The following is an 18,364-nucleotide window of genomic DNA, read 5'->3' as shown; positions in this document are numbered from 1 at the left end:
GTAGTGCTTCACAATCTCGTCCGTTATGTAGCCGACTGAGGCGACGAAATAGGAGCGAGACCATAACCTACCGTGTGTCGTCTTGCTCCTCAGTTCTGGAAACTCTTGGAGGAGTTTTCTGGCGGTTTTGCCTTTCAAGTGGTTCACTATTTGGGCTGGCGAGAGGTTGGGCTTTGCCTGAAGGAAGACGTGAACGTGGTCGGGCATTACTTCGAGGGCAATAACCTCGCACCCGATTTCTTCCGAGTATTCTTTGAACATTTCTTTGAGTCTCTCGACGACTTTTCCGGTGAGAATGTCTCTCCGGTATTTTGGTATCCAGACGAAATGGTAGGTTATGAAGTGTTTTGCGTGTCTTGTTCTTTTGATTCTTGGTGATTCGGGTTTCATTGTGAACCCCTTAATGTATGGTCTGCATTATTGCTTAAATGCTTTTCGCTTTCCTGTTTGAGGGCTGTTGGGTAGTTTACTGCATCCCCGCCCTAAAGGGCGAGGCTTTCAGAAGAAAAAGTAAAGGCGAGATAACAAAGTATGTTCAAGATGAAACTGCGATTGCGGAAACTGCTGTATTCTGTATATTCCCATTCAACACCGAAATGATTACAGTTGATATGTATGCCAAGATGCTCTATGCTGCGACGGGTATTGAAGAGTTTAGGGATCCAAAGTACCTCTGGCTTGTCGGAGAGAGGATATTCAACCTCGAGAGAGCCATAAACGTTAGAGAAGGCATTGATGGAAAGTACGACAGGATGCCTGAAAGGATTGTGAAAGAGCCCGTGCCGAGAGAGCCTTCCAAGGGGCAGGTATTTGAGGAGGAGATTCTTCTAAAAGACTACTACAAAGCCAGGGGCTGGGACGAAAACGGGGTGCCGACAAAGGAGAAGCTCAAGGAACTCGGGCTCGATGAAGTTGCAGAGCAGCTTTGAATTTTTCAATTTTCCCAATTTATTTTGTAGGTGAGGCTATGAAGGTGTTTGTCAAGCTTGTCGCTCAAGTTGCTGGAGAAGTGGATAAACCTGAATTCTGGGTCTTTCTTGAAGATGGCTCTACTCTAAAGGATCTCCTGCAGAAATTAGAAGCTGAAAAAGGGATTAAGGTAGATTTTAGCAAGAAAGACGTAGTGATTCTAATAAACGGCCGCTCTGTGGAGTTCCTGGGGGGCATTGAAGCTAAGCTTAAGGACATGGATAGAGTTATAATAATGCCCGTGGCCGCAGGAGGATGATTGGACTTTGTTGGTGCCAAGTGAGCAATACCCAATTTTTCTTCCTGAACCAAAAGCTTAAACTATAGCCGGTACTATCTTACAATGGTGAGATTATGAGAGAGGCTATGTACTGGGAACCCTTAGAGGGCAACAGGGTGAGATGCCGCTTATGTCCCTTAAACTGCATTATAGATGAGGGGCGGAGAGGTTCCTGCAGGGTCAGGAAAAACATTGGAGGTAAACTTTACACGCTCAACTATGGAAAGGTATCCTCTATAGCCGCTGATCCGGTTGAGAAGAAACCCCTTTTCCACTTCTATCCGGGCTCCTGTGCCTTCTCCATAGGTACCGTGGGATGTAATATGCACTGCCTCCACTGCCAGAACTGGGAGATAAGCCAGGCAGATGAAACCTTTCCTTACCTTGAGGAAGCCACTCCAGAAGCCATTGTAAGGCTGGCAAAGCACTATGAATGCGAGAGCTTAGCCTACACCTACAACGAGCCGACGGTGTGGTATGAATTCGTTCTTGAAACTTCAAAGCTTGCCAAAGGAGAAGGCCTGAAGAACATCCTTGTGACGAACGGCTACATAAACGAGGAACCCTTCAGAGAACTTGCTCCCTATATAGATGCCATGAACATTGACATAAAGGCCTTCCGTGATGAGTTTTACAGAAAGATTTCAAAGGTGCCAAGTTTGGAGCCAAGCAAGAGAACTGCGGTTATAGCCAAGAAGGAGTTTGGGATTCACGTTGAGCTTACTTACCTCATAATACCCACGCTGAACGACAGCGAAGAGGAAATAAGGGCCTTTGCACGGTGGGTTGTTGAGGAGCTTGGTGGTGATACACCAGTGCACTTCTCACGCTTTTTCCCGTACTACAGGCTCCTTAATTTACCTCCCACGCCGATTGAGACCGTTGAGAAAGCCTACCGCATAGCAAGGGAAGAAGGGCTTAAGTTTGTGTACGTTGGAAATATACCGGGACATGAGGGAGAAAACACCTACTGTCCGAAGTGTGGAAAACCTTTAATAGTGAGGTGGGGCTTTACCATAGAGGAGTACCACATAAAAGACGGAAAGTGCGAATACTGTGGTGAGCCCATACCCATAGTTGGTGAATATAGAAAAAGATATTACAGAGGAATGTGGTGGTAATATGGCGATAATGAAGGTTAGATTTTATATAGAAGCTCTCTCAAACGATAGGAAAGCTTTGGAAAGGGCTGTTGAGGAGATCGTGAAATCCCTAAAGAACGAGAGCACTGTAAAAGTTGAGGACATAATCACCGAGGAGATCCTTGAAAACCCCGAAGATGATGTGCTTAAATACTCGAGCATGGTTGAAGCTGAATTGGAGGGGCCTTTTGAGGAAATAGTGAAGGCCACGATGAGATATGCTCCCGCGCTGGTTGAGGTTGTGTCTCCCGCTAAAATCGAAATAGATGCCAAAGACCTTATGAAAATCCTCGGGGAAGTTTCTTTGTTCATGGGCAAGCTCATGGAGAAGTTTGGTGGACTTGTGGCGTATCCTCCGCTTGACGAGATTCCAAAGCCGAGAGTTGGCTACAGCAGGGAAGAGATTGAAGAGATGATAATAGATGGCAAAGAAATTCTCTACCGCTTCGTTATAGAAACCTTTGGAAAGGACAAAGAATCGATAGAGGAGACCATGCTGAAGGCCTTCGCATATGAGGGCTGCAAGGTCAACAAAATTGCTGTTAAGGTGCAGGAGGAAAGAGGGGACAGAATATATGCCCTTGTGGCTAGCGAGCTGATATCGCCGTTTGAGGTTCTTTTCCAGCTTACGGCAAAATATGCCCCGGTTGCAATATCGATAATCGAGCCAGAGATAGTTGATATCTCTGCAACAGAACTTCAAAATGCTCTCACAGACCTTGGGGGCTTTGTCCATGAGCTCACTCACAGACCGCTTAAGAAGAAGCTCATAGAAAAGGACACCTTCAAATTCAGGCTCTCCTGACCCTCTGCTCAACCTTTTAATTTATTGATGAGAAAGCTTATAAGTAAGGGCCGTGATTGCGGATTGGGTATCTATGCTCTCCCTTCAACTTTTGTCGAGATATTATCGGCAAAAGGCGAATTGGGTGTAGGCAGTAGGTAAATGCCACTTTTGACCATCTGGGCAAAAAGAAGGCTTTTCTAATCGTTAGAAAGGGTCTAAAAGCGAAAAGTATATAAACCCTAGACTACATAGAGGTATTGAAGAATACCATAGTTGGGGGTTTAGCCCCCCACAAGGTATCGGAGGTGTGAAGACATGAAGGTAAGAAAGATCGCGGCCCTTGCCGTTGGTGCCGCAATGGTTGGAGCGACCCTTGGATATGCAAACGCTGCACTACCAGGGAAGGAGTTCTTTGTTAAGGATGGAATGCCAAACGTTAAAATCGTAGTCGGTGCAAACGCACCATCAACCATGGACGTTGCCAGCGCTGCTGACGTGGCTCTTGCAATTGGAAGCTTGCTCTACACATCTGAGGAAGTCGAGGCAAGCGGTGTTAGTGTAGTTGTTAAGAGAGAAACTACACAATACCCAGACCCAATCCCGGTTTACAGCAACCTTTACAAGGACACTGGTGTTGATCCAAACACCACAAACGAGGAGCTCTCAGACCTCTCAGATGACCAATTCTGGTGGAACGGAAGTGCCTACAACGGTGCTTACTCAGCATGGGACAGCTGGACGCCAAAGTTCGTAGGTGAGATTGAAAACATGGATCGAATAAATGGCAACGCCCAGATCGACTGGGACTTCACGATTTTGGACATAGAGCTTGTTGACGAGAACCAGGAGACAATTGCATACCCACCAAAGGAAGCTACCCTTAAGATCCCAGCTGGCAACTTCATTGTTACACTCAACTACGTCATACAAAAGTGGGAGAAGAACACAACAACTCCAAGTGACATATGGGGAAGCCTCGACTCAACAACAAAGACCTACACAGTTGTAGACGATGACAACCCAGGAGGATACACGGCAGTTGATACCGTTTACGATGGCGTTGGTGAAGGTGACACCTTCACAATCCTCGGAAACAGCTACTATGTATTGAAGATCAATGCGACAGAAGAGAGCATGACCTTCGGTAAAGACCACAGAGAAACCTGGTTCCAGCTTGGAGACATAAAGGACTACGATGGTTACAAGGTCAAGGCAGTTGACATAAGCGTTAACGAGAACAGGGCACTGGTAGAGGTTACAAGCCCAGAGGGAGTTGACAAGCTCGTTATACTCAACAAGGACGAAGAGAAGGATGTCTTTGGCGACGGTGGAATAATCCTTACTCTAACAGACACATTCGTCGGTATCGACGGAAACCTCATAGCAACAATCAAAGTCGTAACCAACCAGAAGACCGTAGAGACCGGAGACGAGCTCATCTCAGGATGGACAGTTGACTTTGACTTCTCAGGCGGAAAGATAGTGAAGGTTACACTCACAAACAAGAACGACCTTGAGGGCAAAGAGCTCGACATTCTCGGCAAGTACAAGATGTACTACAAGTCCGAGGTCTACACAAAGGACGTTGACGACGATGACAAGGAAGAGTACGCAGTTAAGTCATACATCGTAGTTGAGCCAGTTGAGAAGACCTGGGAGCCCAAGGAGCTCAAGGTTGGCGACGAGTTCGAAGGATGGACAATTGAGGCAATCAAGGGCGAGGCCTACACCAAGGTTACACCAATGGTTCCAGCCGAGCCAATCACAGTCCTTGACAGCGAGCTTGACCTCAACGCAGTCGACAGCAACCTCATCCTCGTCGGTGGACCAGTTGCAAACGCAGTCACCGCATACCTCGTCGAGCAAGGACTCAGCACAGTTGACTGGGAGAACAGCGAGGGTGACCTCGAGTACATAGAGGACGCCTTCGGAACATACGACGTCCTCATCGTTGCCGGTAAGGACAGGTACGCCACAAGAGAAGCAGCCAAGGAGCTCATGGAGCACTTGGCTGGGCTCTGAAGCTTTTCCCTTCTTTTTTAATTAACTTTTCTGGAGGTTTTGGGATTGAATAAAAAATTAGCTGCACTACTTCTGTTGCTTATCCTTGTGGTCGCCCCCTTGGCTGTCATTAGTTATGGATATCTGCACTTTTCGAGTAATGTTTATCCGGATAAAGAACCCTTGAGAAAAGTTCTTGTTAAAGTTCCTTATAATGGGGTTGACCACAAAATCCTTCTTGAAAGCTACAACACCGGCGATCCCATCTTAGATTTGAATTTAACCCTTAGGGGGACTGTATACGAAGGCATGACCCTCATCGTTGGGGACCCTATGTTTAGAAACTGTGATGCTAGAACTCTTGGTGATGTGTGCGTGTGGAGAACAAGAACCGCAACAGAGATATCAGCAGTACTGTCGCCAGTGTTCACCGCAAACAGGTACTGGTATTACAAAGGAAAGGGATACGACGACAATGAGTCCATGGCTAGAGCTCAGGCCGATGTTGAAAAAATACACGTAACATCCCTTGGCTTCATTCAGAGGGTTGAAATTGGGCTTGGACTCATAGGAAACAAAAAACACCTGCTCGTTATGCTAAGGGGGCCCGCAGAGGGAGGAAAAATAGACCGCATATATTCGCCGAAGGAGGGCATTGTAGTGCTTGAAGCCACAAATGAACAAACGCTCTTTGCGGAGGTTTTGCTGTTAAAGGCCATCATAGGCTCAAGGGTCAAATGACCACAATATCTCTGTATATTTCTCTTTTCTCCGGCTCAACTATTTCCAAAAACTCCTCTTTGGTTTTGAACGGCCTCTTTGCGAGAATTCTTACGACCTTCTTCTTTCCAATCCCGGGCAGATAAGTTAAAACCTTGGGGCTTTCGGTGTTTGGATTTATCGGTATTGGGACTCCCGTTATGCTCCTGAAGCCGTGGTCAACAATGAGAACGTCGTAAAACCTGTTCAGCTCAATCTCCTTTGGGATGCCCACTATTAGGGGGTAGCTTCCTATCTGCCTCCCGTATGTTAAGCCGTTGTCAAACACTTCAGCCCTAACATCCCTCAATATTGTCCCAACGGGAACGAGGCGTTTGAGCATTGGATAGTCTATCTCGTGCCTTATTTTGTACTTATAGTGCTTGATCAGGGTTTTGTGCTTCTCGGTCTTTACCTTGTCCCTCATGTGCCATAAAGGCGTTCCCGGGAATACAACCACCTGCCTTATGTTTATCCTCCTCACCAGCAGTCCCTCGTCGAGTATTTTCTTCAAAAACTCGTAGGTGAGCTCATAGGTCTTCTTGGTCTCTCCGGGGAGACCGAAGAGAATGTTAATTCCGGGCAGGAGCCATGGCATCCCGTTGTAACCCCTTTTAGCGCCAACCTCGTTTAGAATCTTAACGGCTTCGTAAGTCTCTTCCGGTGTGGAGTTCAGGTTGTTGAGCTTCGCTACCTTCGGATCAGCAGTTTCAAGCCCGAAGGCAACGACATTTCCGGGCGTGCCGTATTTTATGAGTGTCTTCGCTATCCTGATGCTCTCCTCAGGGTAGTTCGCTATGACCGCGGGGTTGGCATTGTCTACGTGGAGGGTCTTTACTTCCGGTGCAACGCTCCTAATTCCTTTAAAAAGCTTTTCAATTGCCTCAGGATTTGGAACCGGAACTCTATCATTAGGCTTCGCCATGTAAGAGAAGATACAGCTCTGTCGTCCTATTCTAAAGTGCCTCACTCCGAGATTATAGAAGACTTCGACCTCTTTGACGATGTCTTCAATAGGTCTGTCTTCTATTGATTTGTATCTCACGGGTTCAGTGCAGAAGGAACACCCTCCTATGCCCGCAGCTTTGGGACATCCCCTCTGGGTCTCGATCTCCACTATGACAAAATCGGGGTAATCCGGGAACTGCTTCACCACTTCGGCACCTAAGAGTGCGTAGTCCCTCAATTCCGAATAGTCCCTGAAGCGGAGGGGGTTCGCTTCTTTGGGGTTTGTGAAGAAGTCATAGAGAAAAGCCTCCAGGTCGCCGTAAGCGATGTGGTCAAAAACTGCCTGAGCAAGGGTTAGTTCCTTTGAGCTTATCTTTGTTCCGCCCTCATGGGCCGAGCCCATAAATGCCGGTCCGCCGAGAATTTTAATGCCCTTGAATGGCTTTATAAACTTTGCAACCTCTTCCACCTGAGAAGGGACTGCAGAAAGGTATTTTCCCGGAGTGTGCAGTCCACCGATATATACAATCACATCTGCTTTCTCAAGAATCTCTTTTGTTTTATGTACGTTGGGAGTTTTATTTTTGGTCTTTATCCCCTGTTCGCCCTCAAAAGTAAAGCGCAGGTCATCTATTGTGAGGTAAAAAATTCTCGCATCTTTTCTGGCTTTTTTTATTGCACCGTAGGCGTATCTTGGATAGATTCCCAAATAAGGGGGCACTCCAAGTCCCGCTGGTTCGTCGGTGTAGCCGTCTATTATTGCAACTATCATGTGTGAGAATTTGGCCGGGGGTTTAAAAACCCAGCGAAGGGGATATGCAATATTTTTAAACTTTGAAATAGAAATAAATAGGCTGGCGGATATTGAGCGGGAACGATACAATAAACTAAAAAACCTGAAAGAAGAATATCTTGCAGTAAAGAACAATCAGGCTGCTCAATGATTTTTATTTTCAATGAGCGGGTAACCAAAAAGTGAACATGAGGTGTTGTTATGAGAGAGGTATCCTTAACTGTTAAAGAAAATATAAAGAAGCTTCTCCAAACACTTCCTAAATTAAGCATGAAGGAAATTCTTTCCTACTGGATAAACGCGGAGGTTGAGGAGGCTGAGATGTATCATCGCCTCTATGAGCTGAGCAAGGAATTGACGTGGATTGAAGAAGTACCCAAGGTTTTTCGTAAGCTCAGCGAAGAGAGCTTGGAGCATGCAGAAGAGCTGCTTCGACTTTACAAAAAGCTGTTTCCGGGTGAAAAACCTATCCCGGTTAATTTACCTCCCTTAGAGGTAGTTTTGGCCGAGCCTGAACTTGAGAGGTTCTTAGAAAAGGGAAGGGCAGAGGAGCTTTTTGACATCTTAATGGAGAACGAAAAGATGGCGGCAGAGGCTTACGAGTACCTCTCGAAGCTGAGTGAAAACCCCGAGGTTAAAGAGGTAGCAAAATGGCTGGCGGAGATTGAGTGGGGACACTACAACCACATAAAAGCCCTGAAAGAGAAGTACCTCTCATTAAAAGACAATGCTACTCAATGAGGTTTTGGCTTCTTAGAAACTCTTCTATATCCTTTATCTCCTCAATTGAAAGCTGAAAGACTCTCTTCTGGGAGTGGGGAATACTCTCAATAACAGGTTTGAGCTTTTTGAACTCATCCTTCGTAATGCCCAGCATGTGGTAGGAATCCTTTAGGGCCTTGCTCGCAAGCTTTCTTCTGTGCTGGAAGAGGGCCTTCACGAGGTTCTCATTTAGAGCTATCTGTTCCTCTTTGGGTTTGGGCGTCATTACTATTACCGCAGAATCGACTTTTGGTCTTGGGTAGAACGCTCCTCTGCCGATTCTTTCAACAAGGTCAACATCTGCCTTAGCCTGCACCATTACCGAGAGGCGGGAATAGTTTTTATCCCCCGGCTTTGCCACCATTCGCTGGGCAAATTCAAGCTGATAAATGAGCACGGCTTTCTTAAACTCATACTTCAAAAACTTGAAGGTTATTGGAGAAGATATCTGATAGGGGAGATTGGAAACTATCTTATCGAACTCGGGAAAGTCTATCTTAAGGGCATCGCCGTGTATGATTTCCACGTTGTCCCAATTGTACTCCTTTTTTAGTATTTCAATAATCCGCGCGTCCGTCTCTATGGCGTAAACTTTCTTTGCCCTTTTTGCCAGCTTGTCTGTCAGCACGCCCAAACCGGGCCCTATTTCGAGGACGGTCTCATTTTCCTTTATATCTGCCCGTTCTACTTCCCTTTGGATAACATCCTCTACTATGAGGAAGTTCTGGCCAAGATCAGAATTCGGCCTTAGGTTATATTTAGAAATTAAAGAAAAGACTTTGGAGTGCATATTTACTCCCTGAATATTCTTCTTGAACCTACGAAAAGCCTGTAGCGGTCTTTGTTCTCAAGCTCATCCAATATTCTTCTCGCTATCATTTTTACAGGGTCCGGGAGCCCCTTTACCCTGTGCTTCAAGTCCTCAAAGCTCTTGAAGGGCTCTTTTTCCCTCTCCTCCAAAATGTCCCACATGTGCTTCTTTCCTATTCCCGGGAGCAGTTCCAGGCTGTGGAGTCTGTTTGTAATTGGCGGGGCAACGTTAAAGAACTTCACAAAACGCTCTTCGTTGTTCTTTACAATCTCCTCGAGGACGTACGGAAGCTCGGCCTTCGCTGTTGGAGTCAGCTCATCATAGTTGAGTTTTCTACTTATCATAAGTATCTTGTCTCTCTGTCCCTTTCCAACAAAGACCCTCTCATAGAGCATGAGGTCTGTCTTCGGAATTACCTCGAGCAGGGTAAAAGCCTTCTCCCCAATAACCTGTGCTACCGGCTTGTTGTCCCTAAGGTTTCGGTGTTCAAGATCGAGATAACCGGTGGGAAGGTAATCTAACACATACGCATATTCTTCATACTCTACATTATGCTTCTTTTTATCGGCGCTTTGTGCGTAGGAATGTCTTCTACGATAATAATCCATGGTCTCTCCCCCCAAGAATATACTGCCTAAGGCTTTTAATACTTTTCGAGAAATTTTGAAAAAGAAGAAGAGAGTGCTACTCCCTATATTCTGCGAGGATTTCGAGTATCTTTTCTGCCTCCTCTTTAGTGGGCGTGTACTCTTCCTTGGCAAAGATAACCCTTATGTCAAAGTAGTCCTCGGGCATTATGTCGACAATTTTCGTCGCTATCCTTTCATCAAGCCATTCAAAGAGGCCTATTAGCTTTTCTCTGAGCTCTTTTGCTTTTTCTGCTGAGAGCTTTGAGAACTTCTCTGCGTGCTCAATGCTAACCCTTGCTTCATAGAATATTGGCTCCTCTGGGTTTTCCTCTAGCCCTTCTTCTCTCCTTTTAAGCAGCAGCTCCTTTGCCTCCGGAATTGAGATGTATTCTTCCTTGAGCTTTTTGCGCCCTATCATAGTTCTCACTTCTGGGGCCTTAAGTGAACTGGGTGAATGAAGAAGGTCTTAACCTTACTACCGTCATTGATCTGGACGATATATGCATCTCCCCTCTTTCCAACCACGGTACCTGTTCTTCCGTGGAATCTTGGGTCTGGCATTCCCTTGTGGTAGCTTGGCTCAATCACTATGTGGACTCTCTGACCAACTTCAAACTCCTGAAGGAACCTTGTTAATGGAGGAAGACCTCTCCTCCTTGGTGATTTGCTAAGCTTACCTCTGGTTTTCCTTCTAACAGTATGGGCTTTTTGAACCATATCAATCACCTCTTAGAGCTTATTTAGGAGTTTCAACAACTTATACGTTTAGGAACAAGCTTTTATCAACTATGGGTCTTTCCCAATACCATAAGCTCATGTGCTCAACCATTTATAAAGTTTTCACTGCTCATCTAGGATATTCAGCACATCAAGTTTTTCGCACCAAGCCTTCTTTCCTAATATCTCGCTCACCGAAGGGGTTGTCCTCCCCTTGTCTCCCGAAATTAGTTCTTTTATGTAGAGCCCTCCGTCGGTTATCAGGCGGAGTTTAAAGTGTTTCTCATCAATAAGCTCGCCTTCAGCTTTGTGAACCTTTCTCACCCTCACCAAATCAGCCCTTCTTCCCAAAACCCTTCTGGGTGTTCTCTGGTTAATAGTGGCCCCTTCAAGTGTCTTGACAACTTTTTCAACCTCTTCCCTGCTGATGCCCTCCTCAACATAAACAAGGGCCTCGTATTCTTTTTTGTGGTTTGACGTGAGAACCTTTTCGGCTTCTTCCTTGGTTATAAACCTAAGCCCTAAAACCTCAACTTTCCCGCTCTTGTTGATTTCCCCTTCAATTTTCTCTAAGTCAATATGCCTTTTTATTGGTCTCTTAACCTCAACAACAAAAGGTCGCCCATTCCCAAGCATTCTCACATCTACATCCTCTCTTCCAGCTCCGTGGAATATGCATTTTCCTTTTGTCTCTTTTGAAAAAGGTTTGCAGATTATTGACGCAACACTTTCTTTGAATCCCCTTAATGGCGTTTGAGGGATCCCCCTAACTAGCTTCCTGTAGCGACCGTAGATGTAGAGAGGCTTTATCTGGAGTTCCACCCTCTCGTTGTATGGCTCCACTATAAAAACAACATCTGGATTGCCTTTGTTCACGGGCTTTTGAAGTATGAGTTCAAGGACCTTTCCAATTTCTCTGTTCAGTTCCCTGTTTATTGGTTCGGCATGCTTCAGCCCAAACCTCTCAATTATCTCCCGTTCTTTCTCTACAATTTCCTTGGGAACCCTTGAGCCAACGAGAAAGCTCTCAAACTCAAGCCCAAGCCTTGAAACCTTATCGTAGCAGAGCCTTGCAAGATATTCGGTCTTTTTGAAGATATTTCCGCAAAGCTCACACTCTTGAGGCTCCTGAAAGCTCTCTTCGCCTCTAGCTTCTCTTTCCATATTAATGACTAACCTTATTGATTTCCCTCGGATGTGATTGTCTCCTTTCCCAAGCAGAGCAAAGGCCCTTCCCAGGCAGTGATCACAGAGTTTGTGCTCTTTGAGCATCTCTTCGGCCTTTTCTATTATCATCACTCGCACCCTTAAGCTTTTTAATGCCCTTTCAAACTTTCCCCTATGATGACGAGAAGACAGAAGATAATAAAGCTTTTGGAGGAGAGGGACTACAGTGTAAGTGAACTCGCAATGCTCCTTGAGATGAGGGGCAAGGGGAGCAAAAAGGTAATCCTTGAAGACCTTAAAGCTATTGCAAATATCGTAAAGCGTGAAGGAAAGGCTCTCCTCATTCAGCCAGCCCAATGCAAGAAATGTGGCTTCGTATTTAAACCGGAGATAAAAATTCCCAGCAAATGTCCAAAGTGCAGGTCAGAGTGGATTGAAGAGCCGAGGTTTAAAATCGAGACTCGATAGGAGCTATACTTGTGGTGGGAAAGGAGACAATGTTTATATCCCTCTCACCTCTATCTAGCTTAAGATTCAAAGGGGGTTTCGCTATGAGAAAAGTCGAGCTTTTCATGAAGGAAAAAGGCATTGAAATTGGCGATTATGTTGAGGTTGTGGAAAAGGAAAACGGCACAAGAGTTACTCACAGGGGTATTGTAATGCCCCCATATGAGCTTTCAAAGGGAGAAACCCTTACAATAAAGCTGGACAACGGGTACAACATCGGGATTTTAATCGACCAGATAGTTGAAGTGAAGATCCTCGAAAAAGCCAAGCCAAGAGAAGAGATTTCATTTAAAGAAGTTTTACCTAAAAAACCTGGGCTTCCAAACGTTACCATAATAGGAACCGGAGGAACCATAGCGAGCAAAATAGATTACAAAACTGGTGCGGTTCATGCGGCATTTACAGCTGAGGAGCTCGCAAAAGCCGTTCCGGAAATTTTTGAAATAGCCAACATAACACCAAAGTTGCTCTTTAACATAATGAGTGAAGATATGAGGCCTGAATACTGGAAAAAGATGGCTCATGAGGTTGCAAAGGCACTCAACAGTGGAGAAGATGGGGTAGTAATAGGACACGGAACAGATACGATGGGGTATTCTGCTGCTGCATTAAGCTTCATGCTGAGGGATTTAGGAAAACCTGTAATCTTCGTTGGCTCCCAGAGGAGCAGTGATAGGCCCTCAAGTGATGCCGCGATGAATTTAATATGCTCCACCAGGATGGCAGTTGAAGACTTTGGGGAGGTTGCAGTTGTAATGCACGGGGAAAGCGGCGATACTTACTGCCTAGCACACAGAGGGACAAAGGTTAGAAAAATGCACACCTCAAGGAGAGACGCCTTTAGGAGTATAAACGACGTTCCCATAGCGAAGATATGGTCTGATGGAAGAGTTGAGTACTTAAGGGACGACTACAGAAAAAGAAGGGAGAGCGAAGTATGGGTTGATGACAAGCTTGAAGAAAAAGTTGCCCTGATAAAGGTTTATCCAGGCATGAGCGGAAAGCTCATAGAGTTTTTAGTGGATAAAGGCTACAAGGGAATTGTAATAGAAGGTACCGGCCTAGGCCACACATCAAATGACATAATACCCACGATAGAGAGGGCAGTTGAAGAAGGGGTTGCAGTCTGCATGACGAGCCAGTGCCTCTACGGTAGAGTCAACCTCAACGTCTATTCCACTGGGAGAAGGCTTCTTAAAGCTGGTGTTATTCCATGTGAGGACATGCTTCCAGAGACAGCTTACGTGAAGCTCATATGGGTTCTTGGTCATACGCAGAACCTTGAGGAAGTTAGAAATATGATGCTCACGAACTATGCTGGAGAGATTACCCCCTACACAAGATTTGACACTTATCTGAGGTGATAAGTATGGAGTTTGATTACAAAGCACTTGGACTTAAAGTGGGCCTTGAAATTCACAGACAGCTCGATACGAAAAAGCTGTTCTCCCCTGTACCGAGTGAACTTCATGAGGAAGTAGATTTTACAGTTGAGAGAAGGCTAAGGCCTACTATGAGCGAGCTCGGGGAGATTGACCAGGCCGCGCTTGAAGAGTTCAAGAAGGGCAGGGCTTTTGTCTATGAAGGGAACTACAAGTACAGTGATCTGGTCTATCTGGACGAGGAACCACCCCACCTGCCGGACGAAGAGGCCTTGAGGGTTGCTCTCCAGATTACATATCTCTTAAACGCCGTTCCTGTTGATGAGGTCCACTTTATGAGAAAGATTGTCATAGACGGTTCAAACGTCTCCGGTTTCCAGAGAACCGCTATAGTCGGTGTTAACGGTAAGGTAGACACACCCTGGGGAAGCGTTGGAATTCCAACTATCTGCCTTGAGGAAGACGCGTGCAGAATTATAGAGCAAGGAGATAAGAGGGTAGTATACAGGCTTGACCGTCTGGGGATTCCATTAATTGAGATTTCCACAACTCCAGATATCCACCATCCGGAGCAGGCAAAGGTAGTGGCGAAGTTCATAGGTGATGCTTTGAGAGCAACGCGCAAAGTAAAACGCGGTCTTGGAACAATAAGGCAGGATTTAAACGTTTCTATCAAGGGTGGAGCAAGGGTTGAGATTAAGGGTGTCCAAGAGCTTGACATGATACCCGTGATAATAGAGCGCGAAGTTGAAAGACAGCTCAATCTCATAAAGATTAAAGAGGAGCTCGAGAAGAGGGGAGCGAAGGAGGAAGAGCTAAAAGAGGAGTTTTATGATGTGAGTGACATCTTCGCCAACACTGGCTCAAAAATAATTGCCAGCACCTTAAAGAGGGGAGGAAAAGTTTTAGCCGTCAAGCTTCCAAAGTTCAGGGGACTCATAGGGTCCGAAATTCAGCCCGGAAGAAGGCTTGGAACGGAAATGGCTGACAGGGCTAAGAAGTACGTAAAAGGTATATTTCACATTGATGAGCTGCCGAATTACGGTATAAGTCAAGAAGAAGTTGATAAGGTCATTGAGAGGCTAAACCTTGGCGAGCTAGATGCCTTTGTTCTGGTTGCGGCTGAGGAAGAAGTCGCCAAGAACGCTCTCAGGGAGGTTCTTCAGAGGGCGAGAGAAGCCATTAGAGGCGTCCCCGAGGAAACGAGAAGGGCTTTGCCGGATGGAAACACACAATATATGCGTCCTCTCCCAGGAAAGGCCAGAATGTACCCCGAAACAGATATTCCGCCAATATTTGTCAGTGAAGAGCTCAAGAAGGAAATCTTGGAGAACCTTCCAGAATACCCGCAGGCAAGAGTTGAGCGCTACATCAAGGAATACGGCATAGATAAAAGCTTGGCCCAGACGCTGGTTGATGACGAGAGGGATGAGCTATTTGAGGAACTTATAGCAATGGGTGTCAAGCCCTCTCTGGCAGCTTCAGTCCTCGTTGTGGTTCTCAAGGGTCTCAAGAAGGAAGTTCCAATTGAGAACATTACGGAGAAGCACATAAAAGATGCGTTCAAACTTTTCCTCGACAACAGGATAGCAAAGGAGGCATTTGAAGAAATATTTAAGGAGCTTGCACTCCATCCAGAAAAGACCGCTTTGCAGGTTGCAGAGGAGAAAGGACTAACGTTGTTAAGTGAGGAAGAAGTTGAGAGAATAGTCGAGGAAATAGTCCAGGAGAACATAGACGTAGTGAAGGCAAAAGGCATGGGTGCAATGGGGATGCTTATGGGAAGGGCAATGGCCAAGCTTAGAGGAAAGGCAGACGGAAAGCTTGTGAACCAGCTCATAAGGAAAAAGATTCAGGAGCTCAGCTCTTAATTCTCCTTTTTCAATAACTTTTTAAGATTTGAAGTCGTATTCTAGGCGGGAAGAGAAATGACCTTTGTTCCGGGCCCGATTATAATTCCACGAAAGCCTAAAGGGAAACCAGAGAACAAAAAGAAAGTGGAGAAAAAGACTATCCCTCAAAAAAGAGAGAAGAAGTTAGTCTACGTTTTCATTAAATTAAAGCCCGAGCAAATGATAAGCGAAAAAGCCAAGGAGCTGGAGGGGCTTTTCGGGGAAAAGTCCTTTAACAGGGTGGTGAACCCCGACGAGTACACCCTTTTGATGAACGCCCAAAACCTCTTCTCGAAATCGAACAGGCTTTATGTAGTTGAGCTAACTGATGGAATGAACCGCTGGTTTTATCTCGTGCCGAGTGAGGAGAGGATTAAGTTCAAAAATAAGGACAAATACATGGTGTTTCTCATCAAAAAGGACTCTGCCCTTGAAGAGATATTTAAGAAAATCGCCGAGGGCAAGTTGGATAAGAAAGGCACGTTCGAACTGGTAGTGACGGCAGTACAAGTTGCTTTGGGTGTTTTAGCACTTGTTGCCGGCTATATGGCACTAGAAAACGTTGTAGACTTATCCCAGCTCAGCAACATTGTAACCTTTGTGCTGTTTTTCATCTTTGCACTGCAGAGCATCAAAAAAGGCTACAAAAAGAGAAGCTGGGAGGATTAGAGATTTTGGGTAGACAAACCTAACGCCCAAGCTCTTTGTGCGCCTTTGCAAGGTGTTTTGCCGCTATGGCGGCTAGTAATGAGAGCTCCCCTGCCAATACAGCACCGGCAATAATCTCCGCAAACTTCTTTGCATTAGCTCCAGGAGGATCTCCGCCGCCGGCAACGCCCATAATGCTTAATGCTTCTCTCTGCGTGGCTACTCTTGTTCCTCCACCTACCGTTCCGATTTCGAGGCTCGGCATTGTTATGCTTATGTATAAATCTCCCTCAGGAGTGACCTCTGCAAGGGTTATTCCATGGGAGCCTTCGGTTATTTGGGCTTCATCCTGGCCAGTTGCAAGGAATATTGCCCCCACAATGTTTCCAAAATGGGCGTTGAATCCATAACTTCCAGCCTGAGCTGAGCCTACGAGATTTTTCCTATAGTTTACTTCCGCTATGAGTTCCGGCGTTGTCTTGAGCTTTTTCTCCACGATCTCCCTTGGAATGATCGCCTCGGCTATCACTGTTTTTCCCCTTCCGTTGATGAAATTCATTGCGTTGGGCTTCTTATCAACGCAGAGGTTTCCAGAAAGGGCTAGGTACTTAACATCCGGGAAGTGCTCTTCGATAACCTTCATTATCTCTTCACTTGCTATCGTGACCATGTTCATACCCATAGCATCGCCTGTCTCGAACTCAAACCTCAAATAGAGATTGTTGCCAACGATGTATGGCTTAACCCCCCTAAGCTTTCCATGCCTAGTTACTTTTGAAACCGCTTTCTCTTGGAGATACTCTAGGTTTTTTTCGACCCATTGGGCAACTTCTCTAGCCCTTCTTGCATCGGGGCATTTTAAAAGAGGCGCCCTTGTCATTTTGTCGTCGATTATGGTTGTTTTCACACCGCCTGCGGCAGTTAAGGCTGAGCACCCTCTATTAACGCTTGCAACCAATGCTCCTTCAGTTGTCGCCAAGGGAATATAGAACTCCCCTTTGGCGTATTCTCCATTTATCTTCAACGGCCCGGCCACTCCCATTGGTATCTGGACAACTCCAATCATGTTTTCTATGTTCTTTCCAATAACTTCCTCGGGGTCGATAGAGTAATGCCCGATGTTTTCGAGTGATATCCCCAATTTTTTCTCAAGGGCTTTTCTTCTTATCTCAGTTGCAAGCCTTTTGCTTCCGGTATATTTTTCCACTTGGTGAAGCTTAATTTCTCCACTGGCTACCTTTTCGATAAGTTCTTCCAAGTTCATCTTCCTACCCCCAAAAGAGATTTCAGATCTTTTTAACCTTCCTAAATATCCATTCCTCTAATATCTCTCCGGCCTCATAAAACGCTATAGCCGCATCGCTTCTTGGTTTATATGCAAGTACTGGGATCCCCACGTTTATGGATTCCGGAACATACTCATCAAATGGTATTACCCCAACAACCGGCAGGCCAACGTTTTCAGTAATCTCGTCTATTATGTGGTCTATAACATCCTCCGATTCCCTAACCTTGTTTAGCACTACCCCAATCTTTAACCCATATTCCTCGCCTATTGCCTTAAGCTTGTTAATCTCATTCTCCACCATTGTTTCAAAGGAATAAATCGGTGATCTTTCAACTTCAACAACTATTATTTGATAGTCAGCAACTTCAAAAGTTGGAAGGGTATCAAAGGGAATTCCGGTGGGAGAATCAACAAAAACCACCGGAAACTTATACCTCATCTGCTCGACGATATCCCTTAATCTTTTGGGTGATATACCTATCACATCCTGCAACCTAGTGCTACCGGGCATCACGTTAACTCCCGTCTTTGCGTGTTTGTAGATTGCCCACTCCGGGTCAACATCGGGATTTTTGAGAAGGGAATGGACAGTATAGTTGACATTCTCCAAAGCAAAATGGAAGCCGAGATTGGGCAAGAATAGGTCACCATCTATAGCTAAAGTCCTATACTCCTTTTGAGCAAAATATACGCTTAGATTTGCAGTGGTCGTGGTTTTACCGGCTCCCCCTCTCCCGGTAACGATTATAACCGGCATTACTCACACTTCCTTGATAGGCGAGTCTTTAAAGCAGTGACAAAGTCACTAAATCATCGCAGTGATAGACACACTACTTCTATTACAAAATGAAATATAAGATTTTCGTATAAAAGGGGAAGAAA

At 45.6% G+C, this 18,364-nt stretch carries 21 protein-coding genes; 12 read left to right on the top strand and 9 right to left on the bottom strand.

Annotated features, from left to right (window positions below):
- The coding region (gene tnpA / locus THEPK_RS08525; protein WP_042701019.1) for an IS200/IS605 family transposase at window positions 1-390 on the bottom strand (390 nt) is incomplete at its 3' end.
- Window positions 391-428: 38 nt separating this feature from the next.
- Between tnpA and THEPK_RS08520 the strand changes: the two genes are divergently transcribed.
- The 6 genes from THEPK_RS08520 (at window position 429) to THEPK_RS08495 (ending at window position 5,920) form a co-directional block, all read left to right on the top strand.
- Window positions 429-929 (top strand): aldehyde ferredoxin oxidoreductase C-terminal domain-containing protein, encoded by a 501-nt coding sequence (locus tag THEPK_RS08520; protein WP_042701017.1) that lies wholly within the window; start codon window positions 429-431, stop codon window positions 927-929.
- Window positions 930-967: 38 nt separating this feature from the next.
- Complete coding sequence (locus THEPK_RS08515; protein ID WP_052315931.1) at window positions 968-1,228, top strand: MoaD/ThiS family protein; 261 nt, start codon at window positions 968-970, stop codon at window positions 1,226-1,228.
- Window positions 1,229-1,323: 95 nt separating this feature from the next.
- Window positions 1,324-2,370 carry an AmmeMemoRadiSam system radical SAM enzyme gene (amrS, locus tag THEPK_RS08510; RefSeq protein ID WP_042701015.1) on the top strand — a complete coding sequence of 349 codons (1,047 nt, stop codon included), beginning with the start codon at window positions 1,324-1,326 and terminating at the stop codon, window positions 2,368-2,370.
- A gap of 1 nt (window position 2,371) precedes the next feature.
- Window positions 2,372-3,196, top strand: a complete 825-nt coding sequence (locus THEPK_RS08505; RefSeq protein WP_042701013.1) for a hypothetical protein — start codon at window positions 2,372-2,374, stop codon at window positions 3,194-3,196.
- Between the two features lie 297 nt (window positions 3,197-3,493).
- On the top strand, window positions 3,494-5,200 hold the full coding sequence (locus tag THEPK_RS08500; protein WP_042701012.1) for an S-layer protein: 1,707 nt from the start codon (window positions 3,494-3,496) through the stop codon (window positions 5,198-5,200).
- Between the two features lie 45 nt (window positions 5,201-5,245).
- Window positions 5,246-5,920: a hypothetical protein gene (locus THEPK_RS08495; protein ID WP_042701010.1), complete on the top strand. Its 675-nt coding sequence runs from the start codon at window positions 5,246-5,248 to the stop codon at window positions 5,918-5,920.
- Here THEPK_RS08495 and THEPK_RS08490 read toward each other — a convergent pair.
- On the bottom strand, window positions 5,913-7,658 hold the full coding sequence (locus tag THEPK_RS08490) for a radical SAM protein (RefSeq protein WP_042701008.1): 1,746 nt from the start codon (window positions 7,656-7,658) through the stop codon (window positions 5,913-5,915). The genes THEPK_RS08495 and THEPK_RS08490 overlap by 8 nt on opposite strands.
- A gap of 10 nt (window positions 7,659-7,668) precedes the next feature.
- Between THEPK_RS08490 and THEPK_RS13125 the strand changes: the two genes are divergently transcribed.
- Together THEPK_RS13125 and THEPK_RS08485 are read left to right on the top strand one after the other, a co-directional pair.
- Entirely contained in the window at window positions 7,669-7,830 is a 162-nt protein-coding gene (locus THEPK_RS13125; protein WP_156882172.1) for a hypothetical protein, read from the top strand.
- A 50-nt stretch (window positions 7,831-7,880) separates the two neighbouring features.
- Complete coding sequence (locus tag THEPK_RS08485; protein WP_042701006.1) at window positions 7,881-8,420, top strand: ferritin-like domain-containing protein; 540 nt, start codon at window positions 7,881-7,883, stop codon at window positions 8,418-8,420.
- Here THEPK_RS08485 and rsmA read toward each other — a convergent pair.
- From rsmA to THEPK_RS08460, 5 genes are all read right to left on the bottom strand, one after another.
- Window positions 8,410-9,231 (bottom strand): 16S rRNA (adenine(1518)-N(6)/adenine(1519)-N(6))-dimethyltransferase RsmA, encoded by an 822-nt coding sequence (rsmA, locus tag THEPK_RS08480; protein WP_042701004.1) that lies wholly within the window; start codon window positions 9,229-9,231, stop codon window positions 8,410-8,412. The two genes, THEPK_RS08485 and rsmA, sit on opposite strands and share 11 nt — an antisense overlap.
- Before the next feature lie 2 nt (window positions 9,232-9,233).
- Window positions 9,234-9,860, bottom strand: coding sequence for a DUF655 domain-containing protein (locus THEPK_RS08475; protein WP_042701002.1), 627 nt, complete (start codon window positions 9,858-9,860; stop codon window positions 9,234-9,236).
- Between the two features lie 76 nt (window positions 9,861-9,936).
- Window positions 9,937-10,299, bottom strand: a complete 363-nt coding sequence (locus THEPK_RS08470) for an RNA polymerase Rpb4 family protein (protein WP_042701000.1) — start codon at window positions 10,297-10,299, stop codon at window positions 9,937-9,939.
- A gap of 5 nt (window positions 10,300-10,304) precedes the next feature.
- The gene (locus tag THEPK_RS08465; RefSeq protein ID WP_042700999.1) at window positions 10,305-10,598 is read right to left on the bottom strand and encodes a 50S ribosomal protein L21e; all 294 of its coding nucleotides are present in this window, start codon (window positions 10,596-10,598) and stop codon (window positions 10,305-10,307) included.
- Window positions 10,599-10,721: 123 nt separating this feature from the next.
- A complete protein-coding gene (locus tag THEPK_RS08460) occupies window positions 10,722-11,894 on the bottom strand; it encodes a tRNA pseudouridine(54/55) synthase Pus10 (protein WP_042700997.1) in 1,173 nt (390 codons plus the stop codon).
- Window positions 11,895-11,939: 45 nt separating this feature from the next.
- On the opposite strand from THEPK_RS08460, the gene THEPK_RS08455 reads away from it, so the two are divergent.
- From THEPK_RS08455 to THEPK_RS08440, 4 genes are all read left to right on the top strand, one after another.
- Window positions 11,940-12,233: a transcriptional regulator gene (locus THEPK_RS08455; RefSeq protein WP_042700996.1), complete on the top strand. Its 294-nt coding sequence runs from the start codon at window positions 11,940-11,942 to the stop codon at window positions 12,231-12,233.
- 83 nt (window positions 12,234-12,316) lie between these two features.
- The gene (gene gatD / locus THEPK_RS08450; protein ID WP_042700994.1) at window positions 12,317-13,636 is read left to right on the top strand and encodes a Glu-tRNA(Gln) amidotransferase subunit GatD; all 1,320 of its coding nucleotides are present in this window, start codon (window positions 12,317-12,319) and stop codon (window positions 13,634-13,636) included.
- Window positions 13,636-15,525, top strand: coding sequence for a Glu-tRNA(Gln) amidotransferase subunit GatE (gene gatE / locus THEPK_RS08445; RefSeq protein ID WP_042702172.1), 1,890 nt, complete (start codon window positions 13,636-13,638; stop codon window positions 15,523-15,525). The genes gatD and gatE overlap by 1 nt, the downstream gene beginning before the upstream one ends.
- Window positions 15,526-15,651: 126 nt before the next feature.
- Window positions 15,652-16,215 carry a hypothetical protein gene (locus tag THEPK_RS08440; RefSeq protein WP_232194568.1) on the top strand — a complete coding sequence of 188 codons (564 nt, stop codon included), beginning with the start codon at window positions 15,652-15,654 and terminating at the stop codon, window positions 16,213-16,215.
- Window positions 16,216-16,234: 19 nt separating this feature from the next.
- On the opposite strand, the gene hmgA is transcribed toward THEPK_RS08440, so the two are convergent.
- Entirely contained in the window at window positions 16,235-17,458 is a 1,224-nt protein-coding gene (gene hmgA, locus THEPK_RS08435) for a hydroxymethylglutaryl-CoA reductase (NADPH) (protein WP_042700991.1), read from the bottom strand.
- A 22-nt stretch (window positions 17,459-17,480) separates the two neighbouring features.
- Complete coding sequence (locus THEPK_RS08430) at window positions 17,481-18,239, bottom strand: MinD/ParA family ATP-binding protein (protein WP_042700989.1); 759 nt, start codon at window positions 18,237-18,239, stop codon at window positions 17,481-17,483.
- Window positions 18,240-18,364 lie beyond the last annotated feature (125 nt).

The organism is Thermococcus sp. PK (genome assembly GCF_000430485.1).
Classification (GTDB): domain Archaea; phylum Methanobacteriota_B; class Thermococci; order Thermococcales; family Thermococcaceae; genus Thermococcus_A; species Thermococcus_A bergensis.
Note: the sequence above shows the minus strand (reverse complement) of the source record. Positions and strands in the feature narration are given on the sequence as shown.

Coding starts and splice junctions, on each gene's coding strand:
- THEPK_RS08520 (WP_042701017.1), top strand. CDS start 429: ATGCTTTTCGCTTTCCTGTTTGAGGGCTGTTGGGTAGTTTACTGCATC.
- THEPK_RS08515 (WP_052315931.1), top strand. CDS start 968: ATGAAGGTGTTTGTCAAGCTTGTCGCTCAAGTTGCTGGAGAAGTGGAT.
- amrS (WP_042701015.1), top strand. CDS start 1,324: ATGAGAGAGGCTATGTACTGGGAACCCTTAGAGGGCAACAGGGTGAGA.
- THEPK_RS08505 (WP_042701013.1), top strand. CDS start 2,372: ATGGCGATAATGAAGGTTAGATTTTATATAGAAGCTCTCTCAAACGAT.
- THEPK_RS08500 (WP_042701012.1), top strand. CDS start 3,494: ATGAAGGTAAGAAAGATCGCGGCCCTTGCCGTTGGTGCCGCAATGGTT.
- THEPK_RS08490 (WP_042701008.1), bottom strand. CDS start 7,658: ATGATAGTTGCAATAATAGACGGCTACACCGACGAACCAGCGGGACTT.
- THEPK_RS08485 (WP_042701006.1), top strand. CDS start 7,881: ATGAGAGAGGTATCCTTAACTGTTAAAGAAAATATAAAGAAGCTTCTC.
- rsmA (WP_042701004.1), bottom strand. CDS start 9,231: ATGCACTCCAAAGTCTTTTCTTTAATTTCTAAATATAACCTAAGGCCG.
- THEPK_RS08475 (WP_042701002.1), bottom strand. CDS start 9,860: ATGGATTATTATCGTAGAAGACATTCCTACGCACAAAGCGCCGATAAA.
- THEPK_RS08470 (WP_042701000.1), bottom strand. CDS start 10,299: ATGATAGGGCGCAAAAAGCTCAAGGAAGAATACATCTCAATTCCGGAG.
- THEPK_RS08465 (WP_042700999.1), bottom strand. CDS start 10,598: ATGGTTCAAAAAGCCCATACTGTTAGAAGGAAAACCAGAGGTAAGCTT.
- THEPK_RS08460 (WP_042700997.1), bottom strand. CDS start 11,894: ATGATAATAGAAAAGGCCGAAGAGATGCTCAAAGAGCACAAACTCTGT.
- THEPK_RS08455 (WP_042700996.1), top strand. CDS start 11,940: ATGATGACGAGAAGACAGAAGATAATAAAGCTTTTGGAGGAGAGGGAC.
- gatD (WP_042700994.1), top strand. CDS start 12,317: ATGAGAAAAGTCGAGCTTTTCATGAAGGAAAAAGGCATTGAAATTGGC.
- hmgA (WP_042700991.1), bottom strand. CDS start 17,458: ATGAACTTGGAAGAACTTATCGAAAAGGTAGCCAGTGGAGAAATTAAG.
- THEPK_RS08430 (WP_042700989.1), bottom strand. CDS start 18,239: ATGCCGGTTATAATCGTTACCGGGAGAGGGGGAGCCGGTAAAACCACG.